We start from the raw sequence: 22,804 nt of genomic DNA, 5'->3' as shown, positions 1-22,804 counted from the left end.
AATACTGAATTATGGGGGGCATGAGCACTGTGCCCGCTGCCGGAAACGTTGAAATCTTCAAGGCCAGGACCAACAAGTGGTTCGCCTGGCTGGCCTGGACCGTGGCGGTCGTCGGCCTGGTGGTCACGGTCGCCTCGGCCGGCCCCGCGGCACTCCCCACCACCGCGCCGCTGCTGCTGATCGCGCTGCTGGGCTGGCAGTTCTTCTGGATGCCCGCCGTCGTGGTGCACGACGGCGGCGTCACCCTGGAGAACCCGTTCCGCTCGGTCCTGGTGCCGTGGGCGGCCCTGGTGCACGTGGACACCCGCTACGCCCTGACGCTGGTGACGGCACAGAAGGGCTACGCCGCCTGGGCGGCGCCGGCCCCGGGCATCTGGGGCGGACGCAATGCCCGCCCCGAGGACCTGCAGGGCCTGCCGGACACCAGCTACGGCCCGGGGAAGTCGGTGCGGCCGGGCGACCTCAAATCCACCGACTCCGGCCAGGCCGCCCGCCTGGTGCGCACGCGCTGGCGGGACCTGGTGGAAAGCGGCGCCCTCGCCGCAGGCGACGCCGCAGGCGACGCCGACACGGCTGTGACCGTCACGCCGCGCTGGGCGGCCATCGGCGGCGTCGTGCTGCTGCTGGCGGCCAGCTACTGGGCGGTTGCCGCCCGGTAGCTGGCCGCTGCCGGCGGCGTGGCTGCAGCGCATCTAGTGGTCCTTGGGTCCATCAAATGCGGTGACCGGGGCGGCCTCCGGAACCCGGCTGCCCGTTTCCCGCGCCCTCTTAGCGTTGAACTTCTTCTGCCGCGGGTCGAACGCGTCGCGCAGCCCGTCGCCGATGAAGTTGATGCTCAGGCAGATCAGCACGATGAACAGGCCGGGGAACCAGAACAGCCAGGGACGGGTGGCGAACGCCTGCTGGTTCTGCGAGATGAGCAGGCCCAGCGAGGTATCCGGAGCCTTGACGCCGACGCCGAGGAAGCTCAGCGCCGTCTCGGTGAGGATCGCGGCGGACATGGTCAGCGTGACGTTCACGATCAGCACGCCGACGGCGTTGGGCAGGATGTGCTTGAAAATGATCCGCGCGTTGCTGGCGCCGGAGATCCTGGCCGCGTCGACAAATTCCCGCTCGCGCAGGGTCAGGAATTCACCGCGCATCAGGCGGGCCAGGCTCACCCAGCTGATCAGGCCGAGGAAGATGCCCAGGGCCAGGACGCCGTTGGTGCTGGCGAAGGCGGCGAACCAGCTTCCCGAGTCCCGCCGTCCGGCCATCTGCGCCATCACGGCGGCGAGCAGCAGCGCCGGAACGATGATGATCACGTCGGTCAGCCGCATCAGGATTGCTTCGGCCCAGCCGCGGAAGTAGCCCGAGACCGCTCCGACGACGACGCCGATCAGCCCCGCGATGATGCCGATGACGAACATGACCGTGATGGACTGCTGCGCCCCGCGCATGGTCATGGCGAACAGGTCGCGGCCGATCCGGTCCTGGCCGAACGGGTGCTCGCCCCAGGCCAGCGGCCAGAGCGAGGAGGTCGGCGCGCCGTCGTTGACCAGCGGCGAAACCTGCTCGTGGTTGTACTTCCACCAGCCGGGGATGCCCCAGTACCCGACCGAGGTGAAGGCGACGATGAATATGAGCGCAAAAACCACCAGGCCGATGATGGCACCGGAGTGGCCGAGGAAGCGCTTGCGGACAATCTGGCCCTGGCTCAGGCCCTTCGCTTCGAGGACGGGCTCGATGCCGGCCGCCGGCGTGGGCTGCAATGCGGCTTCTTCGGCCATGATTTCGTCTTGCTGGCTTGGCTGGCTCATGCTTTTACCCTTACGCGCGGATCAAGTGCGGAGTAGGCGAGGTCCGCGATGAGGTTGAACACCATGGCAGTGATGGCTACACACAGGAAGACACCCATGACCGGGTTGGGGTCAACGTGCGAGATGCCGTCCAGGAAGAGGAAGCCCATGCCGCGGACGGAGAAGACCGATTCGGTGATGACGGCGCCGCCGATCAGGCCGCCAATGTCGAAGGCCACGATGGTGGCGATCGGGATCAGCGCGTTGCGGAAGGCGTGGCGCATCACCACGGTCCGTTCCGACAGGCCCTTGGCCCGGGCGGTCCGGATGTAGTCCATGTTCATGATCTCCAGCATCGAGGCCCGGGTGAACCGGGTGTAGCTGGCGAGGGAGATCAGGATCAGCGCCATCGTCGGCAGGATCAGGTGGGTGAAGGAGTCCAGGCCCAGGACCCAGAAGTCGCCTTCGATGTTGGGGGTGGTCGCCCCGATGGTCGCGATGGGGCGGCCACGCACTCGGCTGTTGTTGAAGTACGTGGGCCACGCCTGCATGAAACGGTCCAGCAGGATCATGAATCCCACCAGGAACGAGGTGATGGCGGCCGCGCGCATCGACTGCCCCCGGTCGTAGCCGCCGACCAGGTAACCGATGCCCAAGCCGACCAGGACGGCGGCGATGGCCAGCAGCACGATCATGACGAAGGTGGCCTGGTCCAGCAGGGGCTGGACCAGGAAGTACAGGACCACGCCGACGCCGACGGCGATCAGTGCGGATTGCAGGGCCTTGCGGTTTTTCAGGCCGGCGGTGAGCAGGGTGACGGCGAAGGCGATGCCGACGCCGGCAATGGCGATCAGCACCGGGCCCAGGCCCGGGGCCTTGAACCATTCGGTGGCGGAGAAGTAGATGAGGATGGCCGTGACGAAGAGGAAAACGACGCCGCCGGAAAGTACCCTGCGCTTCAGCTCGCCGCCTATCGCCACCGCGATCAGCGCACCGAAGGCGATGCCGATGGCGATGGCGGTCGGTATCGGGATCTCCGGGTTCCTCAGGAAGTTGTTGAAGCCGATGGCGCCGAATTCCTTGAGCAGGACGGCGACCCAGAAGATTGGGAGGGAGAAGAACAGGAAGGCCATGAAGGTCACGCCGTAATCCAGCGCGCTGTACTGGCGCAGGGCGGTGATGATGCCCAGGGTGATGCCGACCAGGATGGCCAGCACCGTGGCACCGGTGACCAGGGTCAGGGTCTGGATGAGGGCATGGCCCAAGGCGTCGGTGACGGGCTGGCCCACGATGTTCTTGCCCAGGTCACAGGAGTTGGCGAAGGGCACGAGGCACTGGGCGGCGCCGCCGAGCCACTTGAAGTAGCGCAGCGGCGGCGGGACGTCCAGCTGCAGGAGTTCGGTGCGGGCGTCCATCAGTTGCTGCTTGTTGGCCGCGCTGATGGCGCGGTATTCCTCGAGGGGGTCGCCTGACGCCGCTGTCAGGAGATACACCAGGAAGGATGCGCCGAGAAGAATGAGGGCGGCAGTCATGAGCCGCCGGACTATGTAGGTCACCATGGGGAATAGAACCTCGGTATTCGGGCCCAGGGATCGCCCGGACCGGTCTCAGAGTTAGGCCGGATGCCCCGGACGATGCGGCCGCGCCAGTTCATCGCCGGGGTCGCTAGAAAGGCGTCGGGACCGTAAAGCCGTGGTCCCGACGCCTTTAGCTAGCAAGTGTCACTTGAGGCTGCGGGCTACTTCTGCGCCCACTCCCAGAAGTTCCACCAGACACCGGTCTGGTTCGGCATGTACTTCACGCCGGTGACGCGGTCGCTGTATGCGTCCACGCCGACGGACTGGAACAGCGGCAGGCCGTAGCTGGAAGCCCAGATCTTCTTGTCGATCTGCTGGACCAGGTCATCCTGCTTGGCCTTGTCGGTGGTGACGATCAGTTCGTCCATCAGCTTGTCGGCGTCGGGATCGGTGAACTTGTTGAAGTTCGAGCCGTTTCCGGACTTGAAGATCTGCGGGACGCCGGAGACGCCGACACCCGAGTTGCTCCAGCCAAAGATGGTGGCATCGTAGCTGCCGTTGCCGAGGGCCGCGCCCCAGTCCGACTTGCCGAGGCCGCCGTCGACGACCTTGAAGCCTGCCTTGGCGGCGGACTCGCGGATCAGGGAGAAGGAGTCCACCCGGTTGGGGTTGTCCTTGTTGTACATGATGCGGACCGTGGGGGTGGCGCCGTTCAGCAGCTTCTTCGCACCTTCGATGTCAACATCCTGGTAGGCGGAGGAGCCGTTGTCCTTGACGGAGTCGGCGTACTTGGCCTGGTCCGGGACGAAGAGCTGGGAATCCAGCGGAGCGGACTTGTCATCGAGCTTCTTGACGATCTTGTCGACGATGTCCTTGCGCGGAACCGTCTTCATGAAGGCTTCGCGGACATTCTTGTCGGCGAACGGGCCGCTGTAGTTCAGGTCGAGGTGGTCGTAGGCCAGCTGGTGGCCCACCTCCACCGTGACGCCCTGGCTTTCGAGGGCCTTGAGCTGCTCCACCGTGTCGGCGGAAGCCTGCGGGGCGATGATGTCGGCCTCGCCGTTCTTCAGCGCCTGGACCTGGGCCGGGGCTTCGCCGATGTAGCGGACGGTGATTTCATCCAGCTTGGGCTCCGGGCCCCAGTTGTAGTCCTTGTTCCTGACCATGGTCAGGGACTGGTCCTGGTTGACGGCCTTGACGACGAAGGGGCCGTTGGAGAGGTAGAGGCTCGGGTCGGCCGGCAGCGTCTTGGTGTCGAAGCCGGTGTTCCACATGTCGGCCATGGCCTTGAGCTGCTTGTTCGCGGGCTTGGGGTTCTTAGCGTCGCCGCGCGGCATGCCCTTGACCAGGTCAACGAAGGCCTTGGCGTCCGCCAGGCCGGCCTTCTTCGCAAGGACGTGGGCCGGAATGTCGATGCCGGGGCCGCCGAGGGCGATTTCCCAGTCAGCGAAGGGCTTGGAGTACTTGAGGGTCATCGAGCGGTTGTCGTCGCCGAGTTCCGGGAAATCGGTCAGCGCCAGGCCGGTCGGATCTCCCGCGTAGTCGAAGTACGAGGTGCCCTTCTTGCCATCCGCGTCAGCGTCGTTGTAGTAGCCGGAGAATGCTGCCCACTGAAGCACCAGGTCGGCTGCCGTGACGGGAGTGCCGTCAGACCACTTGACGCCGTCGTTGATGGTGTACTTCACGGTGAGCGGGTTGTCTGAGACCTTTTCCATCTTGCCGAACTTTTCGTTGCGTACAACGTTCAGCTTGTTGTCGACGTAGAAGAACCCGGAGTGGGTGGCGTAGCTGATCTTGGAGTTGATATCAGTGTTGCCTTCAGCGGTGTTGGGGTTGAACGTATTGAACGCGTTCACCTCTACGACCGTTGCCGATCCGCCTGTCTTGGCTGCTGCCGCGGCTGACGACGGGGTTGTCCCGCCGCTGTTGCCTGCGCAAGCGCTGAGTGCGAGTGCTGCTGCTGCCGCGACCCCCACTGCTTTGGAAATACGACCGAATCGCATTCCGCCTCCTTGTTTCTGTGGTGTGGATGAGACCGGCGCCGTAGGCACCAGACAGACGTCCACACTCCCCCAGCGGCAGTGTGGCGCGTCTCACATGGGATGAAGCGTAAACCCATGACAGGGCAGAAGGGCATGAAAGTTGACCGCGGGTATAGTTCGTTATCGAGCTGCAACAATTGGCGGCACCGTTAACTGAATTTTGTCGAAATTCATTGACGGATGCGGCACCCCAAGATAAAAGCCGATTGCTGCAAAAAGCCCGGATTCATGCAAATCGGGGCTTTACGAGTTAATCTTCCATTACTGGCCCCGACGGGGCCCAACCTGCGAAGCTGCACTCCGCCACGTCTTCGTTGGCAGCGCGACCGCCCGATCGCCATGTACTTTCCGCTGCTCCGACGCTAATGGTTCTGGCCGATTGCCAAGGTGCCGGAATTGCAGGCCAGTTGAAGTCCGCCGCCGACCGGGTCGAGCCTGCAGTTCTGGTCCTTTACCCGCGGCCAGCCGGCGAGCTCGGGCGCGCTGCGGCTCCACCGGTAGTGGGTGTCGTCGTGCCGCACGTAGATGTCGACTGCCTCGCCGTCGAACTGATCCTGGGTGATGAGCACCGACTGGCCGTCAGCGGCTTCAAGCCTCACATAGTCAGCAGACATCCCAGCCGTGAGGAAGGCGAAGAACAACAAGAGCGCAAGGTAGGGCACCGCAGCGGCCGCAGCCAGACCTGCGGTCCACGCGGCTGCCAGCCGTAGCTTGCGGCGGCGGATCCTTCTGATGAGCGGCGGCACCAAAAGGCTCGCCGCGGCGACCGCCGCCATTAGCGCAATAGCCCGGAGCCCTGCGCCAATACATTCGGCCGGCACAGCGAAGAAGAGAAGTAGATGCGAACCGGCGGCAACCCTGGCGGCCTCAGACACTGCACTTCCGCCCCACCCGACCAGCGCTGCCGCCACCAGGACCGCAGCGCCCCAGCCCTCGCGTCGGCTCAGGGGTCCACATCCCACCTCTACACTCTGTCGGCTTCGAGGACGAAGAAGATGAAGGACAGGAACGCTGTCTTCTCGCCAGTGAGGATGCGCGGGGGGAGGAGTTCGTGCGGTGTATCTGGAGACGGGGCTGGTTCGCTTACGGCGGCTACACGGTATCCGGCCGAGATGAAGGCGTTGATCATCGCGTGAAGGGGCCGGTGCCAGAAGGTCAGGACCGCAGGCTCGCCGTCGAACTCGTAGTCCTCCGAGTACTCCCGGACGGCGAAGTAGTCCTCGGTTGGCTGGGTGACCACGCTGACCGTGGGGTGGTTGACCGACAGGATCAGGCGGCCGCCCGGCTTGAGCACGCGCCGTAGTTCGGCAAGCGGTGCCGACCAGTCCTCGAGGTAGTGCAGGACCAGGGACGCGACGACGTCGTCGAAGGAGTCATCGGCGAAAGGGAGCGGCCTGCTGAGGTCGGCCAGGTGGAGGTCTGCGCTCTCTCCCAGTCGCTGTCGTGCCAATTCGAGCATGGCAGGACTGGAATCGAAGCCGGTCACGACCGCGCCCTTGGCGCCCAGTGCCGCGGACAGGGGCCCGGAGCCGCACCCGGCGTCGAGAATCCGGCGGCCGGCCACCTCGCCGGCGAGGCCTAGCATCGCGGGCCGCTCGTAGTAGGCGTTGAGGAGGCTGGACTCGTTCTCCGCCGAGTAGCTCTCAGCGAAACTGTCGTAGTGGTCGGCTCGCACGGATCCCCGCTCTCAGGTTGACGCTGATGGTCAGGTCGGTCGGCCCGATCCTACAACTTTTCAGGGGTCCTGTGCGGGGCACCGCAGGACTTCACAAATGCTGATCACCCATCACCCAAACTTCTTCCATCGTCCTTCGGAAACCACCTCGACGGAGCCGTCGACGACCTTGATGGCTGTCTGTTCATCGATGGCGTAGGCAGGAACATCTATGTCGGCGGCCCACCGCTCTGCGTGGGCCAGGGTGTTGCCCGGGAAAGCGTCCAGGTGAGGAAAGATCGAAAAATCCACCACCCCCAGAGTCTGGTCATCCGGAGCGGACGGCCACTCGACGAAGTAATCCCCGATCCGGGGCGTCATCACCATGCTTCCGGCACTCACCCCCACCCACACCGTGTCGGGAAGTGAGGGCAGCAGCTCGGCCAGCCCGGACTCCCGCATCCAATGGGACAGGTACGTCGCGTCGCCGCCGTCGACCAGGAGCACGTCGGCCGCCCGAAGCCAAGGGACCCACCGATCCGCGCCGATGGTGGGCAGCGCGGTCAGCTCGAGAACACCGAGCGACGCCCAGCCCAGGCCGGACAAGTGACGGTGGTTTGGGTGGGCGGCCAGTAGGCCCCGCACAGATGCCGGTCCGCACATGGGGTGACCCCACTGCGCCGTCGGGACGACCAGGGCGTGGCATTGGGCGACCGGTTTGTTGAGAAGCTGCACGAGCGCCGAGTGGATGCTCGGGTTCGTCACGCCGCCTGACGTCAGCAAGAGATTCACACGTGCCCCCAAAGTTCGCGCGCGGATGGTGGATGTGCCTGAACGCGGGAAACGGGCTGGAACCCACCGGCCGATTCGGTAAGCATGCCCGTCTGGCGCTCGGCCCTTCAATAGGTACACACCCAGCAAATCTTTGTCCATGGTCCGGCATGGATGCAGACACCACTCAGGTGGTGGACGCGCGACCCGGTCCGGTTCACACCGCCGTCGAGCGGGTGGCTAGGCTGGGTGGATGGCGACAGTTATCCTCGTGCGGCACGGCCGCACCACAGCCAATGCCACTGGACTGCTGGCCGGCCGGGCAGCCGGCGTCAGCCTGGACCAGACCGGGCGGGAGCAAGCGGCTCTGACCGGAGACCGGCTCGCGACCGTACCCTTGGTCGGGGTGGTGTCGAGCCCCCTTGAGCGTTGCCGGCAGACCGCCCAGCTCATCCTCGATCGCCAGGCGGGCGCGCCGTACGCGCCGGTCGATCTCGATCTCACCGAGTGCGATTACGGCCAGTGGCAGGGCCGCACGCTCAGTGATCTCGCGGCCGAGGATTTGTGGCCGGTTGTGCAGTCGCAACCGTCCGCCGTCGTCTTTCCCGGCGGTGAATCCATGGCCGCGATGCAGGCTCGGTCGGTGGCAGCGGTTCGACGCCACGACGCAGCTTTTGAAGCCGAGTACGGGCCAGGGGCCGTGTGGGTGGCGGTGAGTCACGGTGACATCATCAAGTCAATCCTCGCCGACGCGCTCGGCATGCACCTTGACCTGTTCCAGCGTATTAACGTGGGCCCCGCGTCCGTATCGATCGTCCGCTACGGCGCCAGTCGGCCGAGCGTCTACGCGACCAACACCGACGCGGGTGATCTGTCGTGGCTGTCGAACGGCATCCATTCCGGCGATGCGCCGGTGGGCGGCGGTGCAGGGCAACCGGCGCCATGACACTCATGTGCCTAAAATACTGACATGCCTTCACGTGTTCACGAGTTTGCCTGGCCCGATCGGGTCATCGTCGGCACCATCGGCGTTCCAGGGGCGCGCACGTTCTACCTGCAGGTGCGCGCAGGGAAGCAGCTCGTGAGTGTTGCCATGGAAAAGCAGCAGGCAGCTCTGCTCGCGGAGAAGGTCGACGAAATTCTCGACCAGCTCATCACCGTCGACGGCAACCCGTTCAGCGTTCCCACGGGTACTCCCCTTGAACTTGTCGACAATGACCAGCTCGAGGCCGTTCAGGAGCAGTTTCGCACCGGCGCCATGACCTTAGGGTGGGATCCAACCACGGCTCAGGTCGTCATAGAGGCCTATCCCGTCACCGATGCCGACGCCGATGCCGATGAGAACGACGAATCGCTTGACGAGGACGGCGCTAACGAGCCCGAAATGCTGCTGGTGCGAATGCCGGTCGGCACCGCCCGCGCATTCGCCAAGCGCACCCGCGAGATCGTGGGCGCCGGGCGTCCGACGTGCCCGCTCTGCGGTTACCCCATGGACGCCGACGGGCACATCTGCACCCTTCCCGAGGTCTGATGCCAGCGCCCGACCTAGTGAACACCGAGCTGACCCTCACCGGCCGCATCACGACGGCATCAAACGCTACGTTTCTGGGCAGCATCGGCGACGTGATGGTCGTCTATAAGCCGATAGCCGGCGAAAGCCCGCTGTGGGACTTTCCCCACGGCACCCTGGCTCACCGGGAGGTGGCCGCCTACCTGGTCTCGCAGGCCTTCGGCGGGGACGTCGTGCCGCGCACTTGGCTGCGCGATGGTCCGATGGGCGAAGGAATGGTGCAGCTCTGGCAGGAGCAAGACCACGCCCAAAGCGCCGTCGACCTGGTCGCGACGGACCGCGTGCCGGAGACTGGCTGGAAACACGTCCTTGAGGGACGGGATGAGAACGGACGGATGATCGCCCTCATTCACGAAGACTCGCCCGCGCTCAGACGCATGGCGGTGTTCGACATCATCGTCAACAACGCAGACCGCAAAGGCGACCACATTCTTGCCATGACGGACGGACACCGGCACGGCGTGGACCATGGGCTCACCTTCCACCCGGACCACAAACTGCGCACGGTGCTGTGGGGATGGCTGGGAGACGCTCTGACCTCCGAGGAACGCGACGGCATCGATCGCGTCACCGAGGGATTGAACGGCGGGCTGGGCCGAAACCTGGCGGACTTGCTCAGTGCCGAAGAAATCGCAGCGCTCGCCGCGCGCTGCGCCCGGTTGCGCTTGGCAGGGCGGTTTCCGGCTCCGCGCGGTGAGATGCCGGCGGTACCCTGGCCGCTGTTCTAAGGAACGACGGCGACGGCTTCGCCGGCTGTGCCGCGTTGAGTCGTCCCTCTGCGGACGCGCCCGCAGAGCGGATCCAACGCCAGGCAAGGTCGGCGCCTTGACCACTTCACTCGTAGATGGTCGGGATAGCCGGACCGCCGGCCTGCAGCCGGTCCACGACCCGGGGCAACTCCGCCATGGAGGCCGCGTGCCGGTCCCGCGCCCGACCCACCGCGCCCGGCCCGGTCCACCCGGGCAGGAGCTCGCCGCCTCTCATGAACTGCTGCAGGAGCGGCCGGCCGTTCTTGCCATCGGCCGGCGGATGCTCCACGCCGAGGACCTCATGGGTGGCGGTGCCGCGGCCATCCAGGCGGCGCACCGCGAACTTGCGGCCGCCCACGTTGATCTTGTCCTTCGAGGTCTTCGCGACGGCGACGAGCCCGCCTGAGTCGCCGGCGCGGCTTACCAACTTGTAGACCATGCCGGCGGTGGGCGCCCCGGAACCCGTCACCAGCGACGTGCCGATCCCGTAGGAATCGGCCGGCGCTGACCCTAGCGCGGCGACGGAAAACTCGTCCAGGTCCGAGGTCACCACGATTTTGGTGTGCACGTTGCCCAGGCTGTCCAGGAGTTCGCGGACCCAGCGCGCCTGGGCCACGAGGTCTCCGGAGTCCAGCCGGATGGCCCCGAGCTTGTCTCCGGCAAGGTCGACGGCGGTGCGGACAGCCGCTTCGACGTCGTACGTGTCCACGAGCAGTGTGGTGCCCGCCCCCAGCGAGGCAAGTTGCGCCGCGAAGGCGTCGCGCTCGGAGTCGTGGACCAGCGTGAAGGAGTGTGCCGCGGTGCCGACGGTCCGGAGGCCGTAGCGCCGGCCGGCGGCCAGGTTGGACGTGCCGGAAAAGCCGGCGATCACGGCCGCGCGGGCCGCCGCCGCGGCCGCTTCCTCGTGCGTACGGCGGGAACCCATCTCAATACAGGGCCTGCCGCCGGCGGCACTGGTCATTCGGGAGGCGGCCGAGGCGATGGCACTGTCGTGGTTCAGCACCGACAGGACGTAGGTCTCCAGGACGCAGGCCTCGGCGAAGGTCGATTCCACGATCAAGACGGGGGAATGCGGAAAGTAAGCCTCGCCCTCCGGATACCCCCAGATGTCACCGGAGAACCGGAAGGCGGACAGGTGTTCCAGCGTGTCTTGATTAACCACCCCGGAGCCGGCCAGGAAATCGAGGTCGTCCTGGCTAAAGCGGAAGTCTGCGATGCCTTCAAGGAGCCGGCCGGTGCCAGCCACGATCCCGTACCGGCGCCCGGCCGGGAGTCCGCGGGCAAAGGCCTGGAAGACGGACCGGCGGTGTGCGGCCCCGGAGTAGAGCGCCGCCTGGTACATGGTCAGCTCATAGTGATCGGTAAACAGTGAGGTCCGGGATCCGTCCGGTGCGGCAGATGTGCCCATGACTCACTCTAGGGCGGGGCCGTGCGGAAAGGGAGGCCGCTGGCCGCTGGTACCGGCTGGCGTGCTGTACCGTCTCCGGGCCGCACTTAGCCAGTGCATGGAGCTTGCCGGATCCGAGCCGGCCCACGAACTGCTCACGCTCGTCAGCGCCGAACTGGAACGCCGCGAAAGCCCGGAGCATCCGCACCCGCGGTTCCCACCACGGTGAGGGACCAAAGACCCCACGCCGCCTCGGCGGCCTGGCTGCTGGCCCACCGCAAGGACCTTCGCCCCTACTCAGGGAACTCATACAAGCGATTAATGAGGGCTAGAGCGTGCGCTAAAGAGGAGAGGGATCATGGGAACATGCGATGTTTGCGGTAACCCCGACGGAAGGACGTTCACCGTCTCCATGGGAAACCAGAGTGGAACTTTCGACAGCTTCGAATGCGCCATACAAATGATGGCTCCGGCGTGCGAACACTGCGGCTGCCGGATCATCGGACATCCGGTGGAGAGCGAATCGGGCGTGTACTGCTGCCTCCACTGTGCCAAGGAAGCAGGAAACCCGCACAAGCCCGCCAAGGAACAACCTTCCGGCCTCGCCGTTCCGGCCCAAGACCCATCTTCCCCCCGCTGAGTGCTTCCGCGGTGAACCGCCACCTCGGACTGGGCGGTTCACCGCGGAGATGGGGTGAGCGCGGTGGGAGATAGGGGCCGCTGTGGGCGAACCACGCGTCGACCATGTCGGATTACGTGGGCCAGGGAAAGTGCGTGGCCTGGCACTAAATAGGGGAAGCCCCACCAGCAATGCTGAAGGGGCTTCGACTGTTTTGATTCCGTTATGACGAACATCATCTCCCGAACTTGCGGGAATCCTAGCGCTTCCTGCCTCGTCACCGGCAGACCACGGAGGATTAGATCCACCATGCGTTCAAGGGTTCCCCTGTTGTTCGTTCCCGTCCTTCTTTCGAAGAACGTATTAACAGTGATACGCCCAGTTTTTCGATGGCGCAAGAGCCAATGCTCCCCGCGTCGGCGGGACTTTTCCGAGCGGTGTCGGTGGATCAAGGTGACTGCAGGAGACTGCAGCTTGGATCCAGGGCCACAGCACCGCCGCAGAGGCCAGTTCCTGACGCCCGAACTGAACCTGAATCGAAAAGCCATCCGCCACGGGATCCGATAGCAACGCTAGGCTGTCATCGTGTTTGCCAGCTCGTGTTTCTCCGGGGTGACTTCCACCGGCAGATTTGGCCTGACATTGTTGTCGAACCATGCATCGTGCTGCGCGGCCTCCTCCCAAATTTCCACGACAGTCATTCCGCCTACGCTCTCATAGGCGTAATGGGCGTTGAATCCTGGCGTGGCCATGAGCTTGTCCCTGAGAGCGGCGGCGATGCCTTCGTACTGTTCCCGGGTCAGGCCGGGCACAAGGTTTTGGACCAGAACAGTCATGGCGGACTCCTTTATAACCGAACGGCCAGCCGGGCGGACGGAACCCGCGGACAGGGCCGGCACAGCCGAAGCCTACGCCGGTAACGGCGGCCGCGACATAGCTGGGTGCTACGCCGTGGGGCTGGGACGGACCCCAAGACGGGGCGTTTGCGTGGCGAGCCTCGACACGTTGGATTCGTCCCGGGAACACGCGCCCGGCCGGGGGCCAGTCGGCGATGTGTACGTTGGGTTGGCCGCGTCCGGCCCTGTCAAGGTTGGCGCTCCGGCCGGGCACTCAGTGCCGGGTCTCGTACCTAGTGAGGACCACACCGCCCGGAAAGGTCCGGGTCTCCACCAAGCTCAGGTTCACCCAGTTGTCCAGGGCTGTGAAGAACGGCGTGCCGCCGCCCAACAGCACCGGATGAGTGACGATCGCGTACTCGTCGATCAGTCCGGCCCGCATGGCTGCCGCGGCGAGCGTGGCACCGCCGATGTCCATGGAGGCGCCGTCGTCCGCCTTGAGCCGGGTGATCTCCGTGACCGCGTCGCCGGTGACCAGGCGGGTATTGCCGTCGACCGTGCGGGTCGTCGAGGAGAACACCACCTTTGGCATGTCCCGCCAGCGGCGGGCGAACTCGATCTGCGCCGGTGTGGCGCCAGGCTGCTGGTCGGCAGTCGGCCAGTGGGAGCTCATCCTCTCCCACAGTTTGCGCCCGTACAGCGCCAGCCCGGTCGCCGCCACCCGGTCGGACCACCATTGGAACAGCTCGTCGCTCGGTGCGCTCCAGCCGAGGTCATCGCCGGGCGCAGCGATGTAGCCGTCCAGGCTCAGGTTCATACCGAAGGTCAATTTGCGCATGGCGTCAGTCTCCCGTGAGGGGGTATTCCTTGTACAGAGTCGAACAGACCCGGAACGCCGTCGCGTGACTAACCGTTCATATCGATCGCCGGTCAAGCGGGCCGCAGAAGTTCACTGCACCGCCGAGGCTTCGCCGTCACAAACGGGACAGCAGGTGATGGACGCTATGTGTGTGAAGTCCCGCCAGCCAGCATGGCCGGCGGGACCTTTCAAGTTAGCTCTCGCCGCACCCTGCTTGACAGAAAGAGAAACTAAGCAAGCTTATCATCCTGACGCTTCTCCACCTGCTGGTAGGCAGAGGCCCGGCGGCGGTCATCCTCCGGCTACCCTGAGTCATGACCGACCACCCAAAGACCTGGCACGACGGGCACAAAGCCACCCTCACTAGAGGGCAGCGCGCCGCAGACATCATGCGAAACGGAATGGGAAGTTGGCCATTCGTGGGCGGCTTCATCACTTTCATGCTCATCTGGGCCGCCATAAACACCTGGGCCCTGGCCACCAACTCCTGGGATCCGTACCCCTACATCCTTCTCAACCTCCTGCTCTCGATGCTGGCCGGACTCCAAGGGGCCATCCTGTTGATCGCCGCCAAAAGGCAGGATGCCATCGCCGCCGCCATGGCTCAACACGACTACGACACCAATGTAAAAGCCAAGGAAGAGATTGAGCTGCTTATGGCAATCAACAGCCAACAGTTGGAGATTCTCAAGGAGCTGAAGGAACTGGCGACCATTGAACGCCATGGCGTCATCGATCCTGCCGGCATCTGACCTGCACCCGTTGCCCGGACTAGGCCAGGCCAGTAGGCCGTCCTGGCCCCCGGCTCCTTCTCCTGGGAAGCGCTGAGGCGGTGCAGTCAGCGCTGCAAGCCACCTGTAGGGTCGGAGCATGATCCAGACTGTCGCAGCGCCAATCTTGTCGTCCTATCACTGGCTTGGCATCCCGATCGCCGTCGCCGGAGCGACCCTGCTGGCCCTGGGCACCCTCTTCCAGCACAAAGCCGTAGACGAGCAGGCGCCCGCACCGGGGCGCGGCGCCGGGAGCATGGGAGGGGGCCGGCTGCAGGCCCTCCTGGGCAAACCGGCGTGGCTCGCCGGCACAGCCATGCTGGGAGCAGCAATACTCCTGCAGCTCACAAGTCTGAGATTCTCACCCCTGATCGTTGTGCAGCCCATCGGCGCAGTCGCCCTTGTGGTCACGGCCCTGGCGACCGCCAAAATGACCCGGAGGCCGCCGGGCCGCCGAGCGCTCACATCCGTGGCCCTTTGTATTGCCGGTGTCGGGGTGTTTGTTGCAGTCGCTGCAGTTTCCGCGCGCGACGCTGCAATCACCGACCGGCAACTCATCACAATTCTGATACTGCTCGGCGCTGTCCTCGCCGCGCTCGGCACGGGTTTCGGCCTTTGGCGCCACAGCTGGAGCGCCGTCGTGTTCACCGCCGGAGCCGGGACACTCTTCGGGTTCGTCGCGGCGCTGGCTAAAACCGTCATTGCCCGACTCTTCCAGGGCGACTTCGAATGGCTATCCCTAACCTGTCTGGCAGGGCTCATCATCGCAGCCCTGTTCGGGACGTTTTTGGTCCAAAACGCCCACACCCGAGGGACACCCGAACTCGTCGTCGCGGGCCTGACAGTAATTGATCCGCTCGTCGCCGTCACCATAGGCATTACCGTCCTCGGGGAGGCTGACACAGCCCCGGCAGAAGCATTCATCGCATTCCTCCTCGCCGGCGCAACAGCCGTCGCCGGAGTCGTCCTGCTGGCCACCGTCAAAAAGGCACCGGTCAGCACTACGGCCGCATAGTCCGTAGCACAGCAGCCTCCTCCGTCCTGACCGCGACAGCGGCCCCTACGGCCGCATCCGTCTCCCCCGCAGCTCTGCCCCGACCAGTGCGCGGCAGCCAACACTAGCCACCGCTGTACTCTTCAAGTCGCCGCGCAATATGGCAACCGCGGAAGGCGTCACCGCCATGGTCGCGATTGATGTCTGCATACCTAGACAGACCTTATTCCGTGAGACGCGTCGACCCGGCCCTTTTGCGCGTGCGAAGAAGCTCTGGCGGTCGTGGCACCATGCAGGGATATTTCCGCAAAAGCGGCCGCCAGGAACATGTGTTCTTGGCGGTCATCGCAAAAGGGCTCAGGGACTACACCTTGAAGCGGAACTCCCCCACGTTCCGTCACGGAATAAACTTTGCTCCACCACGATGGACCCGAAGACGAGTTCGCGGCCGATCCAGAGCACCCGCGCACTCCCGGACCCGCTCGAGAGGACCTCATGAAGTTGCGCGCGGCACTCCGGAAGGTTCAGCGCCTGGACGGACCGGACATCACCGGCGGGTTCCTCACCCTCGTTGAAGAGGAACGTCGTCGTCGCAGGACGGCGCGGAAAATCCCCATCTCCGGGCCCGCCCGGGCACGTCGACGCCCGCCCCGCACCGGACCCGGCACCGACCCCGCACCGAAGAGAGCGCGGTCGGTGACCTGTGCTGCGCTGACAGAAAAGACACGGGCCACGACCTCGTTTTCGCCACCTCCACCCGGACGTAGCCGCCGACTGACCTGCAACCGGGAAGGATCCTGGGACGCCCTCGAATCAGACCAGGCCGGGCACAGTCCCGTGTCCCGGTTCAACGGCAAGGAGAGCGCCCATGCCGGGCGCCGGCTCTGAATCCCGGGACTCGAGCCAGGAGTCCAGCTCCTCAGCGGACACCGGACTGGACATGAAGAAGCCCTGGGCGAGGTCGCACCCATAGTCACTGAGCGCCCGGTAGGCCCGTTCGTCCTCAACGCCCTCCGCCGTCATTTCAAAGCCCAAGCTGTGGGCCAAGTCGATGGTCGAGACCACCAAAGCGGTAGCGCGGGCGTCATCCATCATCGAAAGAACAAAGGACTTGTCGAGCTTGAGCTCATCGATGGGAAGCTCCCGCAGGTAGGACAGCGAACTGTACCCCTTTCCAAAGTCGTCGACGGCGATCCTGACCCCCATCTCCCGCAGGGCCGCCAGCACAGCACAGGCACGCTCACGGTCAGCAACCAGCACGTCCTCCGTGATCTCCACGACCAGCACAGAAGGAGATAACCCCCGGGCGGCGGCCATGGCGGCAACCTGCTCTGGCAGCCGCGCGTCCATAATCGACCCCGCGGACAAATTAACCGCAACAGAAATCAACCGTCCCTGCCTCGTCCACCGAGCCGCCTGATCCAAGGCCTTGACCAGCACCACGCCCGTCAGGGCCCGCATGAGCCCGGCCTCCTCAAAGCGATTGAGGAAAGCATCGGGCTGCAATAACCCCAGGCTCGGGTGGGTCCAGCGAACGAGCGCCTCTACGCCGCGGACCTCGCCCGTCCCCAGCTCAAGCTTCGGCTGGAAATGCAGAACAAGCTGATCTTCGGTCAGGGCTGCATTTAATGCCTGCACGCTGTGGAAGTGCGTGTGACCAGAGGCGCCCACTGTCTCCATGTAGAGAGCGTGGCCGCTGCGGTTGGACTTCGCCGAGTACATGGCCATGTCCGCTTTGCGCAATAGCAAACTCAGGTCCCGGCCTTGCTCCGGAAAACACGAAATGCCGATACTGGCGTTGACCTGCACCGTGACCCCGCCCAAGTCATAAGCGCTCCCCAAAACCTCCCGAAGCTTCAGGGCCACCGCCTCCGCTTCCTTCGGCGAACAGTCGGCGACATGAACCACAAACTCATCCCCGCCCATCCGGGTCAATAGATCGGCGTCACGGAGCTTTCCGGACAATCGAGCGGCGACCTGCCTGAGGAGCTCATCCCCCACATCGTGGCCCAACCCGTCGTTGATCTCCTTGAACTTATCCAAATCCAGTAACAGGACTGCGCTGGCCCGGCGGGCGTCGGCCAGCCGTAACGGCAGATCAGCGTACAGGGCGCGCCTGTTCGGAAGACCGGTGAGCTCGTCAGTCCTGGCCTGCCGGTTGGCATCAGCCAGCCGGATCCTCTGCCGAAACACCAACGGCAACACGGCCAACGCCAACGTAAGTCCCGCCAGCACAACCGCCAGCAGCATCACGCGTTGTTGGGTGGCCAGGATTAGGACACCAAGTCCTGCAACCGTTGCTAGTGCCGGGACGGCCTGAACCGGGATATCAGGACGCCTTGCCCGGGCCGACGACTGCCCGGCATCTTCCTGAACTACCGCCCAACAACCGATCAAGGCAGTCCCCAGCGCCCACGCCGTATCCAGCGGAGTTCCCACGACATAAAGATCGTGGAGTTCCAGCAGGGCATACACGATGTCCGCCCCGGTAAACGTGAGCAATCCAGCCACCAGCAGGACCCACCCACGTCCCAACCCGCCGCCAGGGGTGGCTGCGATTCCCATGACCGTAGCGACCAACAACAGATCCAGCAGAGGATAGGCGGCGCCAACCGCTGCCGCCACCGAACGCGACCCCCCAAAAGCAGACCCAAAAACCGGCCCCAGGACCACGGTCAGAGCTGCTGCAGCCCCAAGGCCCCCCACAACACTGTCCAGGACGACCGGCCAGGTCATGTCACGCAACCGCCCCCTGACGACCACCAGCAACGCCGCGAGCATCAGGATGTAGAAGCCGACATACCCAATATCCGCGGGCGAAGGCAGGGGAACACTTCCACCGCCGGCCGACTGCACAGCATAGTAGGTGTCGCCCGCGGCCTGGCACGACACGGCAGCTGCCACCAAAGCGATGTCCGGTCTGCGGGAGCGCGCTCGTCCAGCCACAAGCCAACAGACAACCGCAGGCAGCCAAACGGTCAGGAGCGACAAGAATCCATCGACAAGGGGACTGAAAGCATCCGAATCACGGCACAAGACGCCGACCGCATACAGGACCGCGGCAGCGATCATGCCACCGGAACACACCCAGATAAAACGCCTCCACGAGTGGACTCCGGCGCCCGCCACGTCCTCTCCCGCCATCAGCCCTCACCCCAGCAACGGGCCACAGGGGCGATCCGTAGAGCAACGCCGCGCTTGGCTTTCGAAAAGTCACCAATTAGGGCAAAGACGTCGACAACATTGCAGATCATGATGCTCCTCCGCGGAAACCTTCCGCTACATACTCAGCTATCGACCTACAAACGCGCCCGGTAACGATATCCCGCCCATAAGGAAGTCCCCGAAGCTCTGGTACGGGCGTCGACCCAGCTGCAACGAACCTCAGTCGAATCCGGGAGGGATAAGGGGGTCCAAGAAAAACAATGCGTCAATCTTTCGGGGCCGGAGCCGGTTGCCTTCAGGATGCAAAGTCCGGGCGGCATCATTTCGCCTTGGCAACCGGTGGCGAAAGCGATGGCCGCTAAGAACACGTGTTCTTAGCGGCCATCGAAAATGGTCTCAGAGGATCAGGAACTACACGTTGAAGCGGAACTCCACCACGTCGCCGTCGGCCATGACGTATTCCTTGCCTTCAATGCGGACCTTGCCACGGGCCTTCGCTTCGGCCATCGAGCCGGCCTCGATGAGGTCGTCGAAGGACACAACTTCGGCCTTGATGAAGCCGCGCTGGAAATCGGAGTGGATCACGCCGGCGGCCTGCGGTGCCGTGTCGCCCTGGTGGATGGTCCAGGCCCGGGTCTCTTTGGGACCGGCGGTGAGGTAGGTCTGCAGCCCCAGCGTGTGGAAGCCGACGCGCGCCAGCTGGTCGAGGCCGGACTCGTCCTGGCCGTTCATTTCCAGCATTTCGCGGGCTTCTTCCTCGTCCAGTTCGACGAGGTCGGACTCGAGCTTGGCGTCGAGGAAGATGCAGTCGGCCGGGGCCACCATGGCGCGCAGCTCTTCCTGCTTCTCCGGACTGCCAAGGATTCCCTCATCCGCGTTGAAGACGTAGATGAACGGCTTGGCCGTGAGCAGGCCCAGCTCCTTGAGGTGTTCCATCTCGAGCTTGTCGCTCTTGATCGAGGAGAAGATGGTGTCGCCGCGTTCCAGCACAGCCTGGGCGGCCTTGACGGCGGCAAGCTCGGCGGCTTCGCGCTTTTTGATCTTTACTTCTTTTTCGATCCGGGGGACGGCCTTCTCGATGGTCTGCAGGTCCGCCAGGATCAGCTCGGTGTTGATGGTCTCCATGTCCGAGCGGGGATCAACCTTGCCGTCGACGTGGATGACGTCTGGGTCATCGAACACGCGGACGACCTGCGCGATGGCCTCGGCCTCACGGATATTCGCGAGGAACTGGTTGCCCAGGCCCTCACCTTCGGAGGCGCCCTTGACGATGCCGGCGATGTCCACGAAGGACACGGCGGCCGGGAGCAGGCGTGCGGAGCCGAAGATGGCCGCCAGCTTCTCGAGCCGCGGGTCCGGCAGGTTCACGACGCCGACGTTGGGCTCGATCGTGGCGAACGGGTAGTTCGCAGCGAGCACCTGGTTGCGGGTCAGTGCGTTGAAAAGAGTTGATTTGCCGACGTTGGGCAGTCCGACGATGCCAATAGTAAGAGCCACGAGTATTGATTCTACCGGTAAACGGGCCGGTCCCCTGCGGCGGCGGGGCGCTGTTCGCCGTCGGCGTCGCTCCTGACTGCCTCAGACCGTGAGGGCCCGTGCGTCACTGGCTAAAAGTGTCAGGGGTGCGTGCCAGAGTGAAGGCATGGACGCTTTCGCACTTATTCTCGCCCTGCTGATGTTGCTGATCGGAGCCGTCGCCGGCGCCGCCTTCACCTTCGTGGTGTTGCGGCGTCGCAGCGCCGGCCTTGAACAGGACTTCGACGGCGTCTCCGCGCGCCTTTCCGAGGTCAGCGCCCAGTTCGCCGCCGCCGACGCCGAACGCCGCCTGCTGGCGGCCCAGAACCGGGAGCTGGGCGACGCCAGAACGCAGGACGGCAGCGTGCTGCGTGCACTGGCCCCCGTAGCCGAAAAGCTCACCGCGGTTCAGCAGCAGGTCTCGCTGCTGGAGCGGGACCGGCTGGAACAGTACGGCCAGCTCGCCCAGCAGCTGCAGGAGGCGAGGCTGTCTGACGAGCAGCTGCTGCGCTCAACGCATGCGCTCGAATCCGCCCTGCGCTCCAACAGCGCGCGCGGCCAGTGGGGCGAAGTGCAGCTGCGCCGCGTGGTCGAGGCGGCCGGGATGCTCCGCCACGTGGACTTCCACGAGCAGCTTCACAGCTCCAGTTCCGGATCAGAGAACACCGTTCGGCCCGACCTCGTGGTGCAGCTCCCGGGCGACAAGCAGCTCGTGGTGGACGCCAAGGTGCCGCTGACGGCCTACCTTGAGGCGCAGGAACTCGGCGCCACCGCCGGAAGCCGGGCCGCCGGGGCGGGAACGCTGAACGGTCAGCAGGCCCTGCTGGCCACCCACGCGAAGGCCCTGAAGACCCACGTCGACGCCCTGAGCAACAAGAAGTACTGGGACATCCCCGGCAATGCCCCGGAACTGGTGGTCTGCTTCCTGCCCGCGGAGTCGATCCTGGCCGCGGCACTCACTGCGGATCCGGCCCTGCTGGACTACGCGCTGTCCAAGAACGTCGTCCTCGCCTCGCCCGGGACGCTGCTGGCGGTCCTTAAATCGGTGGCGTTCACCTGGCGGCAGGACGTGCTGACGGACAGCGCGCGGGAGCTTTTCGAACTGGCGCAGCAGCTCTATGAGCGGATGGGAACCCTGGGCGACAACGTCTCCAAGCTTGGCTCATCGCTGAAGACCTCGGTGGACCGCTACAACTCCCTGGTCGGCACACTGGAGGCCAGGGTGCTGCCCACCGCACGGAAGCTCAACGCCCTGGACGGCGCGGGCCTGGCGACTCCGGTCACCGTCGAGGTGACACCGCGCTCGGTGGCGGCACCGGAACTCCAGCAGGAAATTGGCGTACGGGACGTCGTCGGCGCCCGGGCCGACGACGTCGAGCGGCGCAACGACGCCGGCACCTCGCAAGAGTCAGCCGCGTAGGACTACTCTCCGGGCCAGGACTGTTCCGGGCGAGGACTGTGCCCCGGGCTAGGACTCTTTGGCGGCGCGGGTGCCGCGGCCGCCAAGGGCGCGGGTGACGTCCCCGGCCTGCTTCAGCGTGGCCCGGAGTTCCTTTGGCAGCGAGAACAGCAGGTCCTCCTCCGCTGTGACGACTTCCTCGACGGAACCGTAGCCGTAGTCGGCCAGGAGCCGCAGTACGTCCTTCACCAGGACCTCGGGCACGGACGCCCCCGAGGTCACGCCTACCGTGGCCACGCCCTCGAACCAGGACTCGTCCACCTCGTTGGCGAAATCCACCCGGTAGGAGGCCTTCGCCCCGTATTCAAGTGCCACTTCCACGAGGCGCACGGAGTTCGAGGAGTTGGCCGAGCCAACCACAATCACGAGGTCGGCCTGGGGCGAGATCTTCTTGATGGCCACCTGGCGGTTGGTGGTGGCGTAGCAGATGTCGTCGCTGGGCGGATCCTGCAGCGTGGGGAACCGCTCTTTCAGGAGCCGCACGGTCTCCATGGTTTCGTCCACGCTCAGGGTGGTCTGCGAGAGCCAGATAACCTTTTCCGGGTCGCGGACCGTCACCTTGTCCACCTCGTGCGGGCCGTTGATGATCTGGATGTGCTCGGGGGCCTCGCCGGCGGTGCCTTCGACTTCCTCGTGGCCGTCATGGCCGATCAGCAGGATGTCGAAGTCGTCCTTGGCGAAGCGGACAGCCTCTTTGTGCACCTTGGTCACCAGCGGGCAGGTGGCATCGATGGTGCGCAGGCCCCGGTCCTCCGCAGACTGCACAACAGCCGGCGAGACACCGTGCGCCGAGAAGATCACCAGGGCGCCTTCAGGAACCTCGTCGGTTTCGTCAACGAAGATGGCACCCTTTTCCTCGAGGGAGCTGACAACGTGGACGTTGTGCACGATCTGCTTGCGGACGTAGACGGGAGGACCGTAGTGCTCAAGCGCTTTTTCCACCGCAATCACGGCACGGTCGACGCCGGCGCAGTAGCCGCGCGGGGCCGCCAACAGTACCTTCTTCGGTCCGGTCACGGGTGCCGCCGCCAGCACTTCCTCCGGCGAGCGCCGCCGGCGCGGAACGGAGGGCATCGGAATGGATACAGCGGTGGAGGTCATGCCCCAATGCTACCGGTG

The 22,804-nt window shown here is 65.0% G+C and carries 19 protein-coding genes; 7 read left to right on the top strand and 12 right to left on the bottom strand.

What is annotated here, in order from left to right; translation table 11 throughout:
• Window positions 1–20 precede the first annotated feature (20 nt).
• Window positions 21–659 carry a PH domain-containing protein gene (locus tag AC1DH3_RS02430; protein ID WP_476892185.1) on the top strand — a complete coding sequence of 213 codons (639 nt, stop codon included), beginning with the start codon at window positions 21–23 and terminating at the stop codon, window positions 657–659.
• Window positions 660–692: 33 nt separating this feature from the next.
• Here the strand turns inward: AC1DH3_RS02430 and AC1DH3_RS02425 are convergent, their stop codons facing one another.
• The 6 genes from AC1DH3_RS02425 to AC1DH3_RS02400 form a co-directional block, all read right to left on the bottom strand.
• Complete coding sequence (locus tag AC1DH3_RS02425; RefSeq protein ID WP_476892184.1) at window positions 693–1,799, bottom strand: ABC transporter permease; 1,107 nt, start codon at window positions 1,797–1,799, stop codon at window positions 693–695.
• A complete protein-coding gene (locus tag AC1DH3_RS02420; protein WP_476892183.1) occupies window positions 1,796–3,337 on the bottom strand; it encodes an ABC transporter permease subunit in 1,542 nt (513 codons plus the stop codon). The genes AC1DH3_RS02425 and AC1DH3_RS02420 overlap by 4 nt, the downstream gene beginning before the upstream one ends.
• 179 nt (window positions 3,338–3,516) lie before the next feature.
• Window positions 3,517–5,298 carry an ABC transporter family substrate-binding protein gene (locus AC1DH3_RS02415; RefSeq protein ID WP_441417153.1) on the bottom strand — a complete coding sequence of 594 codons (1,782 nt, stop codon included), beginning with the start codon at window positions 5,296–5,298 and terminating at the stop codon, window positions 3,517–3,519.
• Window positions 5,299–5,699: 401 nt separating this feature from the next.
• Window positions 5,700–6,212 (bottom strand): hypothetical protein, encoded by a 513-nt coding sequence (locus tag AC1DH3_RS02410; protein WP_476908507.1) that lies wholly within the window; start codon window positions 6,210–6,212, stop codon window positions 5,700–5,702.
• An 89-nt stretch (window positions 6,213–6,301) separates the two neighbouring features.
• Entirely contained in the window at window positions 6,302–7,012 is a 711-nt protein-coding gene (locus AC1DH3_RS02405) for a class I SAM-dependent methyltransferase (protein ID WP_476892181.1), read from the bottom strand.
• A gap of 111 nt (window positions 7,013–7,123) precedes the next feature.
• Entirely contained in the window at window positions 7,124–7,783 is a 660-nt protein-coding gene (locus AC1DH3_RS02400) for a Type 1 glutamine amidotransferase-like domain-containing protein (protein WP_476892180.1), read from the bottom strand.
• Between the two features lie 232 nt (window positions 7,784–8,015).
• Between AC1DH3_RS02400 and AC1DH3_RS02395 the strand changes: the two genes are divergently transcribed.
• Genes AC1DH3_RS02395 through AC1DH3_RS02385 form a run of 3 tightly spaced genes read left to right on the top strand, consistent with a single transcriptional unit; the run spans window position 8,016 to window position 10,060 of the window.
• A complete protein-coding gene (locus AC1DH3_RS02395) occupies window positions 8,016–8,708 on the top strand; it encodes a histidine phosphatase family protein (protein ID WP_476892179.1) in 693 nt (230 codons plus the stop codon).
• Between the two features lie 24 nt (window positions 8,709–8,732).
• A complete protein-coding gene (locus tag AC1DH3_RS02390; protein ID WP_476892178.1) occupies window positions 8,733–9,293 on the top strand; it encodes a DUF3090 domain-containing protein in 561 nt (186 codons plus the stop codon).
• The gene (locus AC1DH3_RS02385; protein ID WP_476892177.1) at window positions 9,293–10,060 is read left to right on the top strand and encodes an SCO1664 family protein; all 768 of its coding nucleotides are present in this window, start codon (window positions 9,293–9,295) and stop codon (window positions 10,058–10,060) included. Before AC1DH3_RS02390 ends, AC1DH3_RS02385 begins: the two co-directional genes overlap by 1 nt.
• Window positions 10,061–10,166: 106 nt before the next feature.
• Here the strand turns inward: AC1DH3_RS02385 and AC1DH3_RS02380 are convergent, their stop codons facing one another.
• From AC1DH3_RS02380 to AC1DH3_RS02370, 3 genes are all read right to left on the bottom strand, one after another.
• The gene (locus AC1DH3_RS02380; RefSeq protein ID WP_476892176.1) at window positions 10,167–11,489 is read right to left on the bottom strand and encodes a nicotinate phosphoribosyltransferase; all 1,323 of its coding nucleotides are present in this window, start codon (window positions 11,487–11,489) and stop codon (window positions 10,167–10,169) included.
• A 1,170-nt stretch (window positions 11,490–12,659) separates the two neighbouring features.
• On the bottom strand, window positions 12,660–12,923 hold the full coding sequence (locus AC1DH3_RS02375) for a hypothetical protein (protein ID WP_476892175.1): 264 nt from the start codon (window positions 12,921–12,923) through the stop codon (window positions 12,660–12,662).
• A 274-nt stretch (window positions 12,924–13,197) separates the two neighbouring features.
• Entirely contained in the window at window positions 13,198–13,761 is a 564-nt protein-coding gene (locus AC1DH3_RS02370; protein ID WP_441417143.1) for a dihydrofolate reductase family protein, read from the bottom strand.
• A gap of 335 nt (window positions 13,762–14,096) precedes the next feature.
• Here AC1DH3_RS02370 and AC1DH3_RS02365 point away from each other — a divergent pair, with 335 nt between their 5' ends.
• Both AC1DH3_RS02365 and AC1DH3_RS02360 read left to right on the top strand, forming a co-directional pair.
• Window positions 14,097–14,534: a DUF1003 domain-containing protein gene (locus AC1DH3_RS02365; protein WP_476892174.1), complete on the top strand. Its 438-nt coding sequence runs from the start codon at window positions 14,097–14,099 to the stop codon at window positions 14,532–14,534.
• A gap of 118 nt (window positions 14,535–14,652) precedes the next feature.
• Window positions 14,653–15,567, top strand: coding sequence for a DMT family transporter (locus AC1DH3_RS02360; protein WP_476908506.1), 915 nt, complete (start codon window positions 14,653–14,655; stop codon window positions 15,565–15,567).
• Between the two features lie 792 nt (window positions 15,568–16,359).
• Here the strand turns inward: AC1DH3_RS02360 and AC1DH3_RS02355 are convergent.
• Window positions 16,360–18,450 (bottom strand): putative bifunctional diguanylate cyclase/phosphodiesterase, encoded by a 2,091-nt coding sequence (locus tag AC1DH3_RS02355; protein ID WP_476908505.1) that lies wholly within the window; start codon window positions 18,448–18,450, stop codon window positions 16,360–16,362.
• Between the two features lie 672 nt (window positions 18,451–19,122).
• On the bottom strand, window positions 19,123–20,208 hold the full coding sequence (ychF, locus tag AC1DH3_RS02350) for a redox-regulated ATPase YchF (protein WP_441417133.1): 1,086 nt from the start codon (window positions 20,206–20,208) through the stop codon (window positions 19,123–19,125).
• Window positions 20,209–20,353: 145 nt separating this feature from the next.
• Here ychF and AC1DH3_RS02345 point away from each other — a divergent pair, with 145 nt between their 5' ends.
• A complete protein-coding gene (locus AC1DH3_RS02345; RefSeq protein ID WP_476892171.1) occupies window positions 20,354–21,646 on the top strand; it encodes a DNA recombination protein RmuC in 1,293 nt (430 codons plus the stop codon).
• Between the two features lie 48 nt (window positions 21,647–21,694).
• Here the strand turns inward: AC1DH3_RS02345 and AC1DH3_RS02340 are convergent, their stop codons facing one another.
• Window positions 21,695–22,786, bottom strand: a complete 1,092-nt coding sequence (locus AC1DH3_RS02340; protein ID WP_441417131.1) for a 4-hydroxy-3-methylbut-2-enyl diphosphate reductase — start codon at window positions 22,784–22,786, stop codon at window positions 21,695–21,697.
• Window positions 22,787–22,804: the final 18 nt, after the last annotated feature.

Source organism: Arthrobacter sp. 05L428 (assembly GCF_056397665.1).
Note: the sequence above shows the minus strand (reverse complement) of the source record. Positions and strands in the feature narration are given on the sequence as shown.

Coding starts and splice junctions, on each gene's coding strand:
- AC1DH3_RS02385 (WP_476892177.1), top strand. CDS start 9,293: ATGCCAGCGCCCGACCTAGTGAACACCGAGCTGACCCTCACCGGCCGC.
- AC1DH3_RS02390 (WP_476892178.1), top strand. CDS start 8,733: ATGCCTTCACGTGTTCACGAGTTTGCCTGGCCCGATCGGGTCATCGTC.
- AC1DH3_RS02375 (WP_476892175.1), bottom strand. CDS start 12,923: ATGACTGTTCTGGTCCAAAACCTTGTGCCCGGCCTGACCCGGGAACAG.
- AC1DH3_RS02360 (WP_476908506.1), top strand. CDS start 14,653: ATGATCCAGACTGTCGCAGCGCCAATCTTGTCGTCCTATCACTGGCTT.
- AC1DH3_RS02430 (WP_476892185.1), top strand. CDS start 21: ATGAGCACTGTGCCCGCTGCCGGAAACGTTGAAATCTTCAAGGCCAGG.
- AC1DH3_RS02415 (WP_441417153.1), bottom strand. CDS start 5,298: ATGCGATTCGGTCGTATTTCCAAAGCAGTGGGGGTCGCGGCAGCAGCA.
- AC1DH3_RS02395 (WP_476892179.1), top strand. CDS start 8,016: ATGGCGACAGTTATCCTCGTGCGGCACGGCCGCACCACAGCCAATGCC.
- AC1DH3_RS02425 (WP_476892184.1), bottom strand. CDS start 1,799: ATGAGCCAGCCAAGCCAGCAAGACGAAATCATGGCCGAAGAAGCCGCA.
- AC1DH3_RS02380 (WP_476892176.1), bottom strand. CDS start 11,489: ATGGGCACATCTGCCGCACCGGACGGATCCCGGACCTCACTGTTTACC.
- AC1DH3_RS02420 (WP_476892183.1), bottom strand. CDS start 3,337: ATGGTGACCTACATAGTCCGGCGGCTCATGACTGCCGCCCTCATTCTT.
- AC1DH3_RS02365 (WP_476892174.1), top strand. CDS start 14,097: ATGACCGACCACCCAAAGACCTGGCACGACGGGCACAAAGCCACCCTC.
- AC1DH3_RS02370 (WP_441417143.1), bottom strand. CDS start 13,761: ATGCGCAAATTGACCTTCGGTATGAACCTGAGCCTGGACGGCTACATC.
- AC1DH3_RS02345 (WP_476892171.1), top strand. CDS start 20,354: ATGGACGCTTTCGCACTTATTCTCGCCCTGCTGATGTTGCTGATCGGA.
- AC1DH3_RS02340 (WP_441417131.1), bottom strand. CDS start 22,786: ATGACCTCCACCGCTGTATCCATTCCGATGCCCTCCGTTCCGCGCCGG.